The 14,694-nt window shown below is 70.2% G+C and carries 10 protein-coding genes; 4 read left to right on the top strand and 6 right to left on the bottom strand.

Annotated features, from left to right (window positions below):
- The first annotated feature begins 1 nt into the window (after position 1).
- Positions 2–2,023, top strand: a complete 2,022-nt coding sequence (locus tag AS594_RS13060) for a thioredoxin domain-containing protein (RefSeq protein WP_069932934.1) — start codon at positions 2–4, stop codon at positions 2,021–2,023.
- An 88-nt stretch (positions 2,024–2,111) separates the two neighbouring features.
- Here the strand turns inward: AS594_RS13060 and AS594_RS13055 are convergent, their stop codons facing one another.
- Together AS594_RS13055 and AS594_RS13050 are read right to left on the bottom strand one after the other, a co-directional pair.
- Positions 2,112–3,338: a glycosyltransferase gene (locus tag AS594_RS13055; RefSeq protein WP_420877782.1), complete on the bottom strand. Its 1,227-nt coding sequence runs from the start codon at positions 3,336–3,338 to the stop codon at positions 2,112–2,114.
- On the bottom strand, positions 3,335–4,549 hold the full coding sequence (locus tag AS594_RS13050) for a glycosyltransferase (RefSeq protein ID WP_240509000.1): 1,215 nt from the start codon (positions 4,547–4,549) through the stop codon (positions 3,335–3,337). Before AS594_RS13050 ends, AS594_RS13055 begins: the two co-directional genes overlap by 4 nt.
- Positions 4,550–4,956: 407 nt before the next feature.
- Here AS594_RS13050 and AS594_RS13045 point away from each other — a divergent pair, with 407 nt between their 5' ends.
- Positions 4,957–6,450 carry an ArnT family glycosyltransferase gene (locus tag AS594_RS13045; protein WP_240508999.1) on the top strand — a complete coding sequence of 498 codons (1,494 nt, stop codon included), beginning with the start codon at positions 4,957–4,959 and terminating at the stop codon, positions 6,448–6,450.
- A 50-nt stretch (positions 6,451–6,500) separates the two neighbouring features.
- The gene (locus tag AS594_RS13040; RefSeq protein ID WP_079148212.1) at positions 6,501–8,900 is read left to right on the top strand and encodes a galactose oxidase early set domain-containing protein; all 2,400 of its coding nucleotides are present in this window, start codon (positions 6,501–6,503) and stop codon (positions 8,898–8,900) included.
- 178 nt (positions 8,901–9,078) lie between these two features.
- On the opposite strand, the gene AS594_RS13035 is transcribed toward AS594_RS13040, so the two are convergent.
- Both AS594_RS13035 and trhA read right to left on the bottom strand, forming a co-directional pair.
- Entirely contained in the window at positions 9,079–9,708 is a 630-nt protein-coding gene (locus AS594_RS13035; protein ID WP_069935105.1) for a TetR/AcrR family transcriptional regulator, read from the bottom strand.
- A 49-nt stretch (positions 9,709–9,757) separates the two neighbouring features.
- Positions 9,758–10,468 carry a PAQR family membrane homeostasis protein TrhA gene (gene trhA / locus AS594_RS13030; protein ID WP_069932937.1) on the bottom strand — a complete coding sequence of 237 codons (711 nt, stop codon included), beginning with the start codon at positions 10,466–10,468 and terminating at the stop codon, positions 9,758–9,760.
- 222 nt (positions 10,469–10,690) lie between these two features.
- Between trhA and AS594_RS13025 the strand changes: the two genes are divergently transcribed.
- On the top strand, positions 10,691–12,514 hold the full coding sequence (locus AS594_RS13025) for a phosphoenolpyruvate carboxykinase (GTP) (protein WP_069927200.1): 1,824 nt from the start codon (positions 10,691–10,693) through the stop codon (positions 12,512–12,514).
- Between the two features lie 231 nt (positions 12,515–12,745).
- Here AS594_RS13025 and AS594_RS13020 read toward each other — a convergent pair whose 3' ends face one another.
- Both AS594_RS13020 and AS594_RS13015 read right to left on the bottom strand, forming a co-directional pair.
- Entirely contained in the window at positions 12,746–13,135 is a 390-nt protein-coding gene (locus AS594_RS13020; protein ID WP_069932938.1) for an SCO4983 family protein, read from the bottom strand.
- A 129-nt stretch (positions 13,136–13,264) separates the two neighbouring features.
- The gene (locus tag AS594_RS13015) at positions 13,265–14,476 is read right to left on the bottom strand and encodes a pyridoxal phosphate-dependent aminotransferase (RefSeq protein ID WP_069927198.1); all 1,212 of its coding nucleotides are present in this window, start codon (positions 14,474–14,476) and stop codon (positions 13,265–13,267) included.
- Positions 14,477–14,694 lie beyond the last annotated feature (218 nt).

Raw genomic sequence — 14,694 nt, 5'->3', positions numbered from 1 at the left:
TATGCCGAACCGCCTGGCTCATGAGACGTCTCCGTACCTGCTCCAGCACGCCGACAACCCAGTCGACTGGTGGCCGTGGTCACCCGGGGCCTTTGAGGAGGCGCGACGGCGGGAGGTTCCGATTCTGCTCAGTGTTGGCTATTCGAGTTGTCACTGGTGCCATGTCATGGCGCACGAGTCCTTCGAGGACGAGCCGACCGCCGCGTACCTCAACGAGCACTTCGTCAACGTCAAGGTGGACCGCGAGGAGCGGCCCGATGTCGACGCCGTCTACATGGAAGCGGTGCAGGCCGCGACCGGGCAGGGCGGCTGGCCGATGACCGTCTTCCTGACCGCCGACGCCGAGCCCTTCTACTTCGGTACGTACTTCCCGCCCGAGCCCCGGCACGGCATGCCCTCCTTCCGGCAGGTTCTGGAGGGCGTCAGCAACGCCTGGGTGGGCCGGCGGGACGAAGTCACCGAGGTCGCCGGGAAGATCGTCCGGGATCTGAGTGAGCGCTCGCTCGCGTACGGGGCGCCCGAACTGCCGGCGGAGGAGGAGCTGGCGCAGGCGCTGCTCGCGCTGACGCGGGACTACGACTCGACCCGCGCCGGCTTCGGCGGCGCGCCGAAGTTCCCGCCGTCCATGGTGGTGGAGTTCCTGCTGCGGCATTACGCGCGTACGGGGTCCGAGGGGGCCCTGCACATGGCCTCGCACACCTGCGAGGCGATGGCGCGCGGGGGAATTTACGACCAGCTCGCAGGCGGCTTCGCGCGCTATTCCGTCGACCGCGAATGGGTCGTGCCGCACTTCGAGAAGATGCTGTACGACAATGCGCTGCTGTGCCGGGTCTACGCCCACCTGTGGCGGGCCACCGGTTCGGAACTCGCGCGGCGGGTGGCGCTGGAGACCGCGGACTTCCTGGTGAGCGAACTGCGTACGCACGAAGGCGGATTCGCGTCTGCGCTGGATGCCGACAGCGACGACGGCACCGGCAGGCATGTCGAGGGCGCGTACTACGTATGGACGCCGGGGCAGCTTCGTGAGGTGCTGGGAGAGCAGGACGCGGAGTTCGCCGCCCGGCTCTTCGGGGTGACGGAGGAGGGAACGTTCGAGGAGGGCGCGTCCGTACTTCAGCTCCCGGTGGGGGAGGGCGTGGCCGACGCGGCGCGGGTGGCCGATGTCCGGGCCCGGCTGCTGGCGGCGCGCGGCGGGCGGGAGCGGCCCGGACGGGACGACAAGATCGTGGCCGCCTGGAACGGGCTCGCGATCGCCGCGCTGGCCGAGACCGGGGCGTACTTCGACCGGCCGGACCTGGTCGAGCGGGCGACCGAGGCGGCGGATCTGCTGGTGCGGGTGCACATGGACGAGGGGGCGCGGCTGACCCGTACGTCCAAGGACGGGCGGGCCGGGGCGAACGCGGGCGTGCTGGAGGACTACGCCGACGTGGCGGAGGGGTTCCTCGCGCTCGCGGCCGTGTCGGGCGAAGGGGTGTGGCTGGAGTTCGCCGGATTCCTGCTGGACATCGTCATCGACCAGTTCGTGGGTGAGGACGGGACGCTGTTCGACACGGCTCACGACTCCGAGAAGCTCATCAGGCGGCCGCAGGACCCGACGGACAACGCGACTCCCTCGGGGTGGACGGCCGCGGCGGGTGCGCTGCTGTCGTACGCCGCGCACACGGGGTCCGAGGCGCACCGGAGCGCGGCGGAGCGGGCGCTGGGTGTCGTGAAGACGCTCGGGCCGCGCGTGCCGAGGTTCATCGGGTGGGGTCTCGCGGTCGCCGAGGCGGCGCTGGACGGGCCGCGCGAGGTGGCGGTGGTGGGCGCGGGCGGCGACCCGCTGACGAAGGAACTGCACCGGGTGGCGCTGCTGAGCGGTGCGCCGGGGGCGGTGGTCGCGGCGGGTGAAACGGGCAGCGACGAGTTCCCGCTGCTGGCGGACCGGGGGCCCGGCGCGTACGTGTGCCGGCACTTCGTGTGCGACGCGCCGACCTCGGATCCGGCGGTGCTGCGGGAGCGCCTGGGCGAGGCTCCGCGCTAGCTTCGGCGGGCCCCGGCATCCCGTGACGTGCCCCGCTTCGGGAAAGGGCGGGCAGGGACGAAGAACCCCCGCCCGCCCCGCCCCGGCGTTACGGTGTCGGATCGGGAAGCGGGGTCTCCACCCGTACCGGTTCGGACGTGGCGCGCGCGCCGCGCCGGCGGTACAGCCACCGGTCCACCAGCAGGAACCGGCCCGCGAAGACCACCACCATGCTGACCGCCGTCGCGGGGACCGGGTCCAGCCCGCCCCAGGCGATGAACAGCGCCGCCAGCGGCAGCCGGGCGACCAGGTCCGCGTTCCCCACGGCCGCGAACGTGAGCAGCCGCACCGACCGGCGCCGGTGGCTCCGCCGCAGGCGGTAGAGCAGCGAGTCGACCAGGAGGAAGTTCCAGAGAAGGCCCGCCTGGTTGGCGATGATCTCGGCCGGGGCGTAGTGCATGCCGCCCGGACCGTTGAGGAGCCACAGCAGCGCCAGGTTCGGTACGAACCCGGACAGCCCGATCAGGCCGAAGACGGCGACCCGCGCCCGCGGGTCCGCGGTGCGCAGCGTGACGAGGTGGCGCAGGAAGCGCAGGCCCTCGCGCACCGTCGACTTGGACTCGCCCGCGTGCCGCTCCCCGAAGGCGTACGGCACCTCGGTGATCCCGGCCGGCCGGCAGCGTACAGCCAGTTCGAGCAGGATCTTGTAGCCGAGCGGCTGGAGGCCGTCCTCCCCGGTGGCGGCCCGGTCCACCGCCTCCCGGCGGATCGCGAAGAAGCCGCTCATCGGGTCGGTCAGGCCGCGCAGCGCCCGTGGGAACAGCGACTTGGTGACGGCCGTGGACACGCCGGACACCAGCGTCCGGTAGGCGCCCGCGAGCCCGGACCGGCTGCCGCCCGCCGCGTACCGGCTGGCGACGACGAGCTCCGCGCCGGTCGACCTGCCCCGTGCGAGCAGCTCGGGAACGAGCTCCGGCGGGTGCTGGAGGTCGGCGTCGATGACGACGATCCAGGGGGCGGCGGAGCGGCCGATGCCCTCGACGACCGCGCCGCCGAGGCCGCCGGTCGGCTCCGCCCTGTGGTGCAGGACGACGGGAAGCGGAGAGGAGCCCGCCGCGTCCTCGATGACCTCGCAGGTGTGGTCCGTCGAATCGTCCGCGAAGATCACCTCGGCGCTGAGGCCGGCCGAGGCCATGGCCGCGCCGATCCGGTGCAGCAGCTCGTGGATGTTGCCGGCCTCGTTGTAGGTCGGTACGACGACGGACACGTCGAGAGCCGTGCCGAACGGCACGTCGAGGGGCATGTCGACGGGCAGGTCGAGCGGGTCCGCCGTCACCGCGCCTCCCGCTGGGGTTCCAGGTGGGCGCCGATGTGCGAGGTGAGTTCCCAGTCCCTGCGCCCGGTGTACTCGCGCCAGACGGCGCGCAGAGCGGCCGCGGCGAGTACGACGGCGTACACCGGGCCTCCGACCGTGAGCTTCACGTACTGCCACGGACCGATCCGGAAACCGTACTCGCGGCCGAAGTCGTGCAGGGCGACGGCCTCGAAGACCATCATCGCGGCCATCGGCACCATCGGGAGCCAGGCGACGAGCGCGATGGGCAGGGACACCCCGCCGACCCAGGCCAGCAGCAGGCCGAGCGGGATCATGATGCCGGTGGCCGCCTGGAGGAACGGCGTCGAGAGGGTGTAGCGCGCCAGGAGGCGCTGGCGCCAGCCCGGGAGCCCGCGCCACTCGCCCTTGCGCAGGACCTGGAGGAAGCCCTGGTTCCAGCGGGTGCGCTGCTTGTAGAGGGCGAGCAGCGTGTCGGGCGTCTCCTCGCGGGTGACGAGCGCGGCGTGGTACGCGACGACGACCTTGGCGCCGCGCGAGGACAGCCGTACGCCCAGGTCGCAGTCCTCGGCGAGGCAGTCGCCGTCCCAGCCGCCGGTCTCGCGCAGCAGCGCGGCCCGGACGAAGACGGTGTTGCCGCCGAGCGGGATGAACCCCTTGCGGGCGTGCAGGTGCAGCCGGCTGCGGAACCAGAAGAAGTACTCCAGGCAGTTGCGCAGGCTGTACCAGCTCGTGTCGTAGTTGACGAGCTGTACGCCGCCCTGCACCACGTCCGCGTCGTCGCGGCGGAAGGCGAAGTCGACGTGGCTGAGCAGCTCGGGGTGGACGATGTCCTCCGCGTCGAACACGCCGACCACGTCGCCCTTCGCGTACGGCAGCGCGGTGTTGAGGGCGCGCGGCTTGTTCTTGGCCGCGTGCTGGTCCACCACGGTCTGCACCTTGTGCGGGTGTTCGGCGGCGAGCTGATGGGCGATGGCCGCGGTGCCGGGGTCGTCGTGGCCGACGATCAGCACGATCTCGAAGGCGGGATGGCCGATCTTCAGCATGTTCTCGACCGTGTGCCTGAGCACGGTCTCTTCGTGCCGGGCCGGGACGAGCAGCGAGAACGACACCCCGTGGTGTCCGTCCGGTTCGGCGAAGGCGGTCGCTTCCAGCGTCTCTGGCGTGCGCCAGGCGTGGACCATCCACCACAGCGTGACGCCGGCGGTGGCCATGAGTACGAGCGAGTCCAATAAAAGGACAGCGGAGACCATGAATTCCCCCTGGGTCTTCCTCGGTGTTCTGTTATTTCTCTCCCCGCCGGGGAAGCTAGCAGGTGCTTGTTTAAGGCGGCAACGAGGCATGGGTGACACACCGCCTCCATAAGCGGAATTCCAGATTCTTCTTATGTGGCCTGCCCGTTGTGTGCCATGCTGCTGCGGCATGCCCGGGTCCGGGGGGTCGGATCCGGGGTGTTGCAGGCCAGGGGGGTCTTCAGGGTGGGGGGATCTGCATGAGCAGTGCTGTGCTGCGCGCCAATACCCGTAACGGTCCGGAATTACGGCCTCGTCACGCCGCGTCCACATCTCGCAAAGCGCCGGAATCACCGGTCGGGTCAACGTTTCTCAGAGATTTCGTCTGGGTGGCTCCGCTGTTGATTCTGATCATTTCCGTACGTGCCTGGAACATCGGCAATTTCCCGTTCCCCAATGACGACGAGGGAACGTACCTGGCCCAGGCGTGGGCCGTACGCAACGGGGACCTCGCCCACTACACCTACTGGTACGACCATCCGCCGTTCGGCTGGATACAGCTCGCGGGGCTGGCCTGGCTTCCCGCCTGGCTCTTTCCCGAACTGCCGACGTTCGTCCAGGGCCGCGTCGCCATGCTGCCCGTCGTCGCCGCCGGCGCCGCCCTCGTGTTCGTCGTGGGCCGCCGCATCGGTCTCGGCCGCCCGGCCGCCGCATTCGCCATGCTGCTGTACGGGCTCTCACCGCTCGCGGTGACCCTGCACCGGCAGATATACCTCGACAACTTCGCGGTCGTCTGGGCGCTGGCCGCCTTCGCTCTCGCCCTGTCGCCCCGCCGCCACCTGTGGCACCACATCGCCGCGGGCAGCGCATTCGCCCTCGCCGTCCTCTCCAAGGAGACGATCGCGGTCCTGCTGCCCGTCGTGCTGGTGACTCTGTGGCACGGCAGCCATCCGAGGACCCGCAAGTTCTCGTTCGCCGGCTTCGGCTCGGGACTGGTCCTCACCGGCCTCTTCTACCCGCTGTACGCCACGCTCAAGGGCGAACTGGTGCCGGGCGCCGGCCACGTCTCGCTCCTCGGCACGCTCAAGTTCCAGCTCGGCGGGCGCGAGGGCAGCGGCTCCGTCTTCGAGGACGGGACCGACGCCAACACGCTGATCCTCGACTGGTTCTCGCGCGACCCCTATCTGCTGGCCGCCGGCTGCGCGGCCGCCGTGATCGGCCTCGCCGTACGCCGCCTGCGCCCCGTCGCCCTCGCCGTCCTGGTGCTGGCCCTGGTCGCACTGCGCCCCGGCGGCTACCTGCCGCAGATGTACGTCGCCCAGTTGCTGCCCTTCCTCGCGCTCACCGTGACCGGACTGGGGTGCGCGCTCGTCGCCCTCGTCCCGTCCCGCCACCGCGCGCTGCGCCCGGCGGCGGTCACCGCCCTGCTGGCCGTCGCCGCCGTGTTCGTGGCCCCGCACTGGTACCGCGAGGACCGGGACACCGTGCGCGGCGACGACAACGGCGTCTACCACGCGGCCTCCCGCTGGCTGCGCGAGACGCCGGTCGGCGACCGGGAACGCACCCGCGTCGTCACCGACGGCGTGCTGTGGCTGGACGCCGTCGAGGCCGGATACCGGCCGGGCACCGGCGCCATCTGGCACTACAAACTCGACCAGGACCCCGCGGTCGCCAGGACACTGCCGCGCGGCTGGAAGGACATCGACTACGTCGTGTCCACGCCCGCCCTGCGCGGCGAACAGCACAATCTGCCCACGCTGCGGGACCTGTTCGAGCACAGCGAACCGGTCGCGAGCTTCGGGGAGGGGGACGGCCGGATCGACATCCTCCGGGTCGACCGGGCCGACCGGCGCAAGCAGCCGCTCCAGAAGGGGGAGGGATGACCCCGCACCACTCGTACCGAAGGAACGCAGGGAGACCCGGGCGCGGCAGGATGCGCCTTTTCCTCACCGCGTTGGCCCTGCTCGCCGCGGGCTTCGGGCTGGCGCCGCTCGACGCCACACCCGCCAGCGCCGCGCCGAACCTGATAGCCAATCCCGGTCTGGAAACGCTCGACGCGCAGGGGGAGTTCCCCGAGTGCTTCGAGAAGTCCGGCTGGGGCGACAACGACTACACGTACACGGTGACGGACGACGCACACTCCGGGGACCGCGCCCTGCGCATCGACCTCACCCGCCGCACCGACGGCGACCGCAAGGCGATGATGCTGGAGAACGCGTGCGCGCCGAAGGTCACCGAGGGCCATCAGTACGACCTTTCCCTCTGGTACAGGTCGACGTCGCCCGATGTGGCCATGACGCTGTTCCGGCACGACAAGACGGCCGGCTGGGTCTTCTGGGCCGACCTCAACACCCTGCCGCAGAGTGCGGCGTACGCCCGTACCGAGGTCCGTACCCCGGTCGTTCCCGCGAACACCGACCAGATCACCTGGGGCGCGGCCCTCTACGGCGTCGGTTCGCTCACCACGGACGACTACGCGATGGTGGACGCGACCGTCGTGCCCGAGCCGCCCGTCGACCCGTGCGAGGGCAAGGGGCCCGAGTGCAAGGGCCAGTGGACGGTCCAGACCGCTCCGTCACCGGTGCGCGCCATCCACTCCGTACTGCTGCACACCGGGAAGGTGCTGCTCATCGCGGGCTCGGGCAACGACCGTGACGCCTTCGCCGCCGGCACCTTCAAGTCGTCGGTCTTCGACCCGGTGACCGGCAGGTACACGGACATCCCGACGCCCGAGGACTTCTTCTGCGCGGGGCATGTCCAACTGCCGGACGGGCGGGTGCTCGTGGTCGGCGGGAACAAGGACTACGCGTCGCCGGACGGGACGGTCGGGTACAAGGGGCTGAGGTCGAGTTACGTCTTCGATCCCAAGCTCAACAAGTACCTGAAGGTCAACGACATGCTGGCGGGCCACTGGTATCCGTCGGCGACCGCCATGGGCAACGGTGACGTCGTCTCGCTCGGCGGGCTGGGCGAGGACGCCGCCGGAACGGTCGTCAACGAGCACTTCAGCTTCGCCCAGAACAAGTGGCTGCCGTTGGGCGAGGCCAAGCAGGCGTGGTCGTTCTGGGGGCTCTACCCGGCGATGATCCTGCTCCAGGACGGGCGCCTCTTCTACAGCGGCAGCCACACCTTCGGCGTCGGACTGCCCGGGACCGGAGCCTCCGTCTACGACTACGAGAAGGGCACGGTCACCGACGTACCGGGGCTGCGGAAGAAGGACGAGCGCGACCAGTCCGCGTCGCTGCTGCTGCCGCCCGCCCAGGACCAGAAGGTGCTCACGGCCGGCGGCGGAAACCACACCGTCTCTCCCGACGCGCACCGGCTGGTGGACCTGATCGACCTCAAGGCCGCCTCGCCCGAGTACGTCGCCGGGCCCGACCTGCCGCAGGGCAGGTACAAGGACGGCACCTTCCAGAAGGGCGCCGAGGGCAAGGTCTACCTCTCGGCGGTGATCCTGCCGGACGGCAAGGTCCTGGAGACGGGCGGCGCGCTGCACACCTACCGCGAGGACCCGGTCTTCGAGGCGTCGATGTACGACCCGGCGACCAACACGTTCCAGCCGGGCCTGGCCGCCGACCCGGTGCCGCGTACGTACCACTCCTCGTCCACGCTGCTGCCGGACGGCCGGGTGCTGAGCGTCGGGGACAACCCGGGCGACGGGTCGTTCGAGCAGCGGGTGTCGGTCTACAAGCCGCCGTACTTCTTCAAGGGCGCCCGCCCGAAGATCACCTCGGTGGCCTCGCAGAACTGGGCGTACGGATCGGCGCAGCGCATCACGGTCGACCGGCCGGTGGTGAAGGCGTCGCTGATTCGTCCGGCCGCGGTCACCCACTCTTCCGACCCGAACCAGCGCCTGGTCGACCTGCCGATGACCGTCAACGGCAACACCATCGACCTCAGCCTCACCAGCAACCCCAACCTGGCGCCACCCGGCTGGTACATGCTGTCGGTCGTCGACGCGAAGGGACTGCCGTCGGTGTCGAAGTGGGTGCGGATCGGCCCGCGGGGGCAGGTGGCGGCGGAGCGTGTGCAGAGTTTCGCCGACGAGCTGGCGGCGGCCCCGAGGGGACCGGGGCACGGGGACCACGGGAAGCCGGAGGCCGCGAAGCGGGGCGTGAAGATGCCCGAGGGGTACGACGGCTGCGACCACGCGTACGGCGAGGTCAGCACCTGCGTGCCGTGGAAGTTCCCCAGGAAGGTGCCGGCGGCCGACCGGTGCGAGTGGCTGAAGTCCAAGGGGTACGGCGTCCTGGACGTACGGCACGACCGGCACGGCCTGGACCGGAACAAGGACGGCAGGGCCTGCGGGAAGGGTGACTTCCGCAGGCGGTGAGCACCTTCCGGTCCCGACGGACCCGGTGGCCCGGACCTGAGGCGGTCCGGGCCACCGGGCGTTCCACAGCCTTGCCGCACAGCCGCACAGCCGCACAGCCGCACAGCCGCACAGCACGGCGCAGCACAGCCGCACGGCCCACGGCGTCACGGCCCTACGGCCTCACCCCTTCAAGCCTTCACAGGCGGAAGCCGTTGTCGAGGGTGTCCAGCGTGCGGTCGACGAGGGTGGTCAGGTCGTCCTGCCTGCCGTGCTCGGCCCAGTACACGGTCGTCTCCATCAGCGCCGCCACGAAGCCCATCGAGACGACCCGCACTTCCAGCTCGTCCGCGTGCCGTCCGGTCCGCTCGGCGACCACTTCGCACAGCATGCGGCCGGTCACCGACATGCTCTCCATCATGCGGGCGCGTACGGCCGGAACCTCCGTCAGAAGCCTCGAGCGCAGGAGCATCTCCTCGGGCTCCTGGGCGAGGGAGTGGCGCAGCGCCTGGGTCACGACGAAGCGCAGCGACTCGACGAGCGGCTCGTCGGCCGGGCGGGCGCGCAGCGCGGATTCCATCAGCGGGTCGTACTCGTCGGTGATGACGATGTCTTCCTTGGCCGGGAAGTAACGGAAGACGGTCGACTGCGAGACCTCGGCGGCCTCGGCGATCTGCTCGACCGTGGTGGCCTCGTACCCCTGCTCGGCGATCAGCCGGTACGTCGCGGTGCGGATCGCGACGCGCGTCTTGAGCTTCTTGCGCTCGCGCAGGCCCGGGCGGCGGGGCGGTGCGGTGTCGGCGAGCGGGTGGGGGGTGTCGGAGGCCATCCCGCCATTGTCGGGCATCGGTCCGCGGGGGACGGGTGGGTGGAGGCCGTCAGCCCGAATAGGCCACCATCGAGATGCCCACATAGTGCGCGACGAAGGCGGCCAGGGTCAGCGAGTGGAAGACCTCGTGGAACCCGAACCACCGCGGTGACGGGTTGGGGCGCTTGAGGCCGTAGATCACGCCGCCGGCGCTGTAGAGCAGCCCGCCGACGATCACCAGGACCAGTACGGCGATGCCGCCCGCCCGCATGAAGTCCGGGAGGAAGAAGACCGCGGCCCAGCCCATCGCTATGTAGCAGGGGGTGTAGAGCCAGCGCGGGGCGCCGACCCAGAAGACCCGGAAGGCGATGCCCGCGAGTGCCGCCGCCCAGACGGCCCACAGCAGCGTGCGGCCGGTGGAGGCGGGGAGCAGCAGCACGGTGAGAGGGGTATAGGTGCCCGCGATGATGAGGAAGATGTTGGCGTGGTCGAGCCTGCGCAGCACGGCTTCGCCGCGCGGACCCCAGGTGCCCCGGTGGTAGACCGCGCTGACGCCGAAGAGCATGCACGCGGTCACGATGTAGATCCCGCAGGCCACCCGGGCGCGGGTGGAGTCCGCGAGGGCGATGAGTACGAGGCCCGCGATGACCACGGCGGGGAACATCCCGGCGTGGAGCCAGCCGCGGAGCTTCGGTTTGACCGGGCTCGGGAGGTCGATCTCGACGGGCCCCCGTCCGGGGCCGTCGGGTTGCGTGAGCTGATCGGACTCGGCGGACGTCATGCGATCAATCTTACCTACGCCACCGTAGGTTACGAGCAGGTAGGGGTGAAATGAGTGGTGATGCTCACGTGAGAGGCCCTCTGGACATATGGGCGCACGGCAAGGATCATCAGATGAGTGCGGTCGGCACCGGATGAGCGCCAACGAAACAACGTCGTGAAGCATCCGGGTCGCAGCCCCCACGGGGCATACACCTAAAAACACCCTCACTTAGGAGCAACCGTGGCGCGCGAGAACGCGGCTCCCACCACCCTTCCGACGAACCACCAGGAGCTGATCTCCTGGGTCGACGAGATCGCAGCCCTCACCGAGCCGGACCAGGTCGTCTGGTGCGACGGCTCGGAGGCCGAGTACGAGCGGCTCGCCGAGGAACTCGTGGCCAAGGGCACGTTCAAGAAGCTGGACCCGGTCAAGCGCCCGAACTCCTACTACGCCGCCTCCGACCCGAGCGACGTCGCCCGCGTCGAGGACCGCACGTTCATCTGCTCCGAGAAGGAGGAGGACGCGGGCCCGACCAACCACTGGAAGGCCCCCGCCGAGATGCGGGAGATCTTCGCCGGCGAGAAGGGCGTCTTCCGCGGCTCGATGCGCGGCCGCACGATGTACGTGGTGCCGTTCTGCATGGGCCCGGTCGGCTCGCCGCTCTCCGCCATCGGCGTCGAGATCACCGACTCGGCGTACGTCGCCGTCTCGATGCGCACGATGACCCGGATGGGCCAGGACGTCCTCGACGAGCTCGGCACCGACGGCTTCTTCGTCAAGGCCGTCCACACCCTCGGCGCACCGCTCGCCGAGGGTCAGGCCGACGTGCCGTGGCCGTGCAACTCCACGAAGTACATCTCCCACTTCCCCGAGGACCGCGAGATCTGGTCCTACGGCTCGGGCTACGGCGGCAACGCCCTGCTCGGCAAGAAGTGCTACGCCCTGCGCATCGCGTCCGTCATGGCGCGCGACGAGGGCTGGCTGGCCGAGCACATGCTGATCCTCAAGCTCACTCCGCCGAAGGGTGAGCCGAAGTACGTCGCCGCCGCCTTCCCGTCCGCCTGCGGCAAGACGAACCTCGCCATGCTGGAGCCCACGATCTCCGGCTGGACCGTCGAGACCATCGGTGACGACATCGCCTGGATGCGGTTCGGCGAGGACGGCCAGCTGTACGCGATCAACCCCGAGGCCGGTTTCTTCGGCGTCGCGCCCGGCACCGGTGAGCACACCAACGCCAACGCCATGAAGACCATGTGGGGCAACTCCGTCTTCACGAACGTCGCGCTCACCGACGACGGCGACGTGTGGTGGGAGGGCATGACCGAGGAGGCGCCCGCGCACCTAACGGACTGGAAGGGCAACGACTGGACCCCCGAGTCCGGCACCCCCGCCGCCCACCCCAACGCACGCTTCACCGTTCCGGCCGGCCAGTGCCCGATCATCGCGCCCGAGTGGGAGGACCCCAAGGGTGTGCCGATCTCGGCGATCCTCTTCGGTGGCCGCCGCGCGACCGCCGTGCCGCTGGTGACCGAGTCCTTCAACTGGCAGCACGGTGTCTTCCTCGGTGCGAACGTCGCCTCCGAGAAGACCGCCGCCGCCGAGGGCAAGGTCGGCGAGCTGCGCCGCGACCCGTTCGCCATGCTGCCGTTCTGCGGCTACAACATGGGCGACTACATGGGTCACTGGGTCAAGGTCGGCGCCGACAAGGACCAGTCCAAGCTGCCGAAGATCTACTACGTCAACTGGTTCCGCAAGAACGACGCGGGCAAGTTCGTGTGGCCGGGCTTCGGTGAGAACAGCCGCGTGCTCAAGTGGATCGTCGAGCGCCTGGAGGGCAAGGCGCAGGGCGTCGAGACCCCCATCGGCATCCTGCCGGCGAAGGGCTCCCTGGACACCGACGGCCTGGACCTCTCCGAGGAGGAGCTGGACTTCCTGCTGACGGTCGACAAGGAGGTCTGGCGCGAGGAGGCGGCCCTGATCCCGGACCACCTCAACACCTTCGGCGACCACGCTCCGAAGGAGCTGTGGGAGGAGTACCGCGCGCTGGTCGAGCGCCTGGGCTGACCCACGTCCCCACCGAGCTCCGCGGCCGGGCCTTCCTGACATCCGCCCTGACCTGTGGGGTCATGCGGCCCGCCGCGGCACAGCCCCCGAAGCCCCCTCACGGCTTCGGGGGCTGTTCTTCGTGGCCGTGCGGCCCGTGCGATCCATGTGGCTGCGCGGTTGCGTGGCTGCGTGGACGCGAAATCAATGGCACCCGGCCCGTGCGCCGCGAAGGCACGCGGGCCGGGGCCGTCAGTGGGCTCCGACGAGGCGGAGCTCTTCGAGCGCGGCCGCGTGGGCGTCCATGCGCTCGGCGGCCAGGATCGCGGCGGCGGTGTCGGCGCGCGAGGCGGCGACGACCAGCGCGCGGCCCGCGAGCTCGTGGGCCCGGCGGTGCAGCGCGATCGGAGCCGCGTGCGTGAGGCCGGCGTGCCTGGCCGGCGGGGCGCCGCGCAGCCGGGCGACCTGGGTGGCGATACGGTCGGCCGCCGCGCCGAGACCCAGTTCGTCGGTGACCGCTAGGAGCGCCGCCAGGTGTCCGGCGAGCTGGATGTCCAGCTCCTCCTCGCGCGAACGGTGCGGGAAGTCGGCCCGGTCGGCGGCCATGCGATGGACCGACTTGTTGCGGATCGGCTCGTACATGGGATGGCCTCCTGCCAGGGTCAGGAGACCAGCCTACATTAGATTCTGTCTAAAGTTGAGTCGAGTCGCGCCGAGGTGCGGTGGGTGGGCGCACGCCCGGAGGGTGCTTGCCCACCCGCCCAAGCCCGCCTATGTCTGTCCGTATCCGTCCAGGAAAGTGCCGATACGTGTCACGGCGTCCGTCAGCTCCTCCACCGCCGGGAGCGTCACGATGCGGAAGTGATCGGGCTCGGGCCAGTTGAAGCCAGTACCCTGCACGACCATGATCTTCTCGGCCCGCAGCAGGTCGAGGACCATCTCCCGGTCGTCCTTGATCTTGTAGACCTTGGGGTCGAGGCGCGGGAAGAGGTACAGCGCGCCCTTGGGCTTCACGCAGGTGATGCCCGGGATCTGCGTGAGCAGCTCGTACGCCGCGTTCCGCTGCTCCAGGATCCGGCCACCCGGCAGCACCAGGTCCTCGATCGACTGCCGGCCGCCGAGCGCCGTGGCCACCGCGTGCTGCGACGGCATGTTGGCGCACAGCCGCATGTTGGCGAGGATCGTGAGCCCCTCGATGTACGACGAGGCGTGCGCCTTCGGACCACAGACCGCGAGCCAGCCGCTGCGGTAGCCGGCGACACGGTAGTTCTTCGACAGGCCGTTGAAGGTGAGCGTGAGCAGGTCGGGCGCGATGGCGGCGGTCGGGGTGTGCGTGGCGCCGTCGTACAGGATCCGGTCGTAGATCTCGTCGGAGCAGACGATCAGATTGTGACGGCGGGCGATCTCGGTGAGCCCGCGCAGCATCTCGTCGTCGTACACCGCACCCGTCGGATTGTTCGGGTTGATGACGACGATGGCCTTGGTGCGGTCCGTGATCTTGCGCTCGATGTCGGCGAGGTCCGGCATCCAGTCGGCCTGCTCGTCGCAGCGGTAGTGCACCGCCGTGCCGCCGGCGAGGGAGACGGACGCGGTCCACAGCGGGTAGTCCGGCGCGGGGACGAGCACCTCGTCGCCGTCGTCCAGCAGCGCCTGCATCGACATCTGGATCAGCTCGGAGACGCCGTTGCCGAGGTAGATGTCCTCGACGTCGAGCTCGATGCCCTTGGTCTGGTAGTGCTGCATGACCGCGCGGCGCGCCGCCAGCAGGCCCTTCGCGTCGCCGTAACCGTGCGCGCCCGCGAGATTGCGGAGGATGTCCTCCAGGATCTCGGGCGGGCACTCGAAACCGAACGCCGCCGGGTTGCCGGTGTTGAGCTTGAGGATGCGGTGACCCGCCGCTTCGAGCCGCATCGCCTCCTCGAGCACGGGGCCGCGGATTTCGTAACAGACGTTTGCGAGCTTCGTCGACTGGATCACCTGCATGCTGGCCACCTTACGGGTGCATAACGGGACCCGCTTCGTGTTTTTGGCCACGCGGGTGGCCGCCGGGGTCGCGAAAGGGTGCCAGGGGGGTGGCCGGGCGCCGGGTGGGGTGCCGCGAGCCGGCTGTGCGTCCGGGGCGGAAACGCTGGACCGGCGGCCGGTCGGCGGATAAGGATTGCGCCCGGTCCACGGTCGGTTTTTCGCCCGAACGGCAGCCG

Source organism: Streptomyces agglomeratus (assembly GCF_001746415.1).
Lineage (GTDB): Bacteria > Actinomycetota > Actinomycetes > Streptomycetales > Streptomycetaceae > Streptomyces > Streptomyces agglomeratus.
The sequence above is the reverse complement of the archived record's forward strand: the minus strand, read 5'-3'. Positions and strand labels throughout refer to the sequence as shown.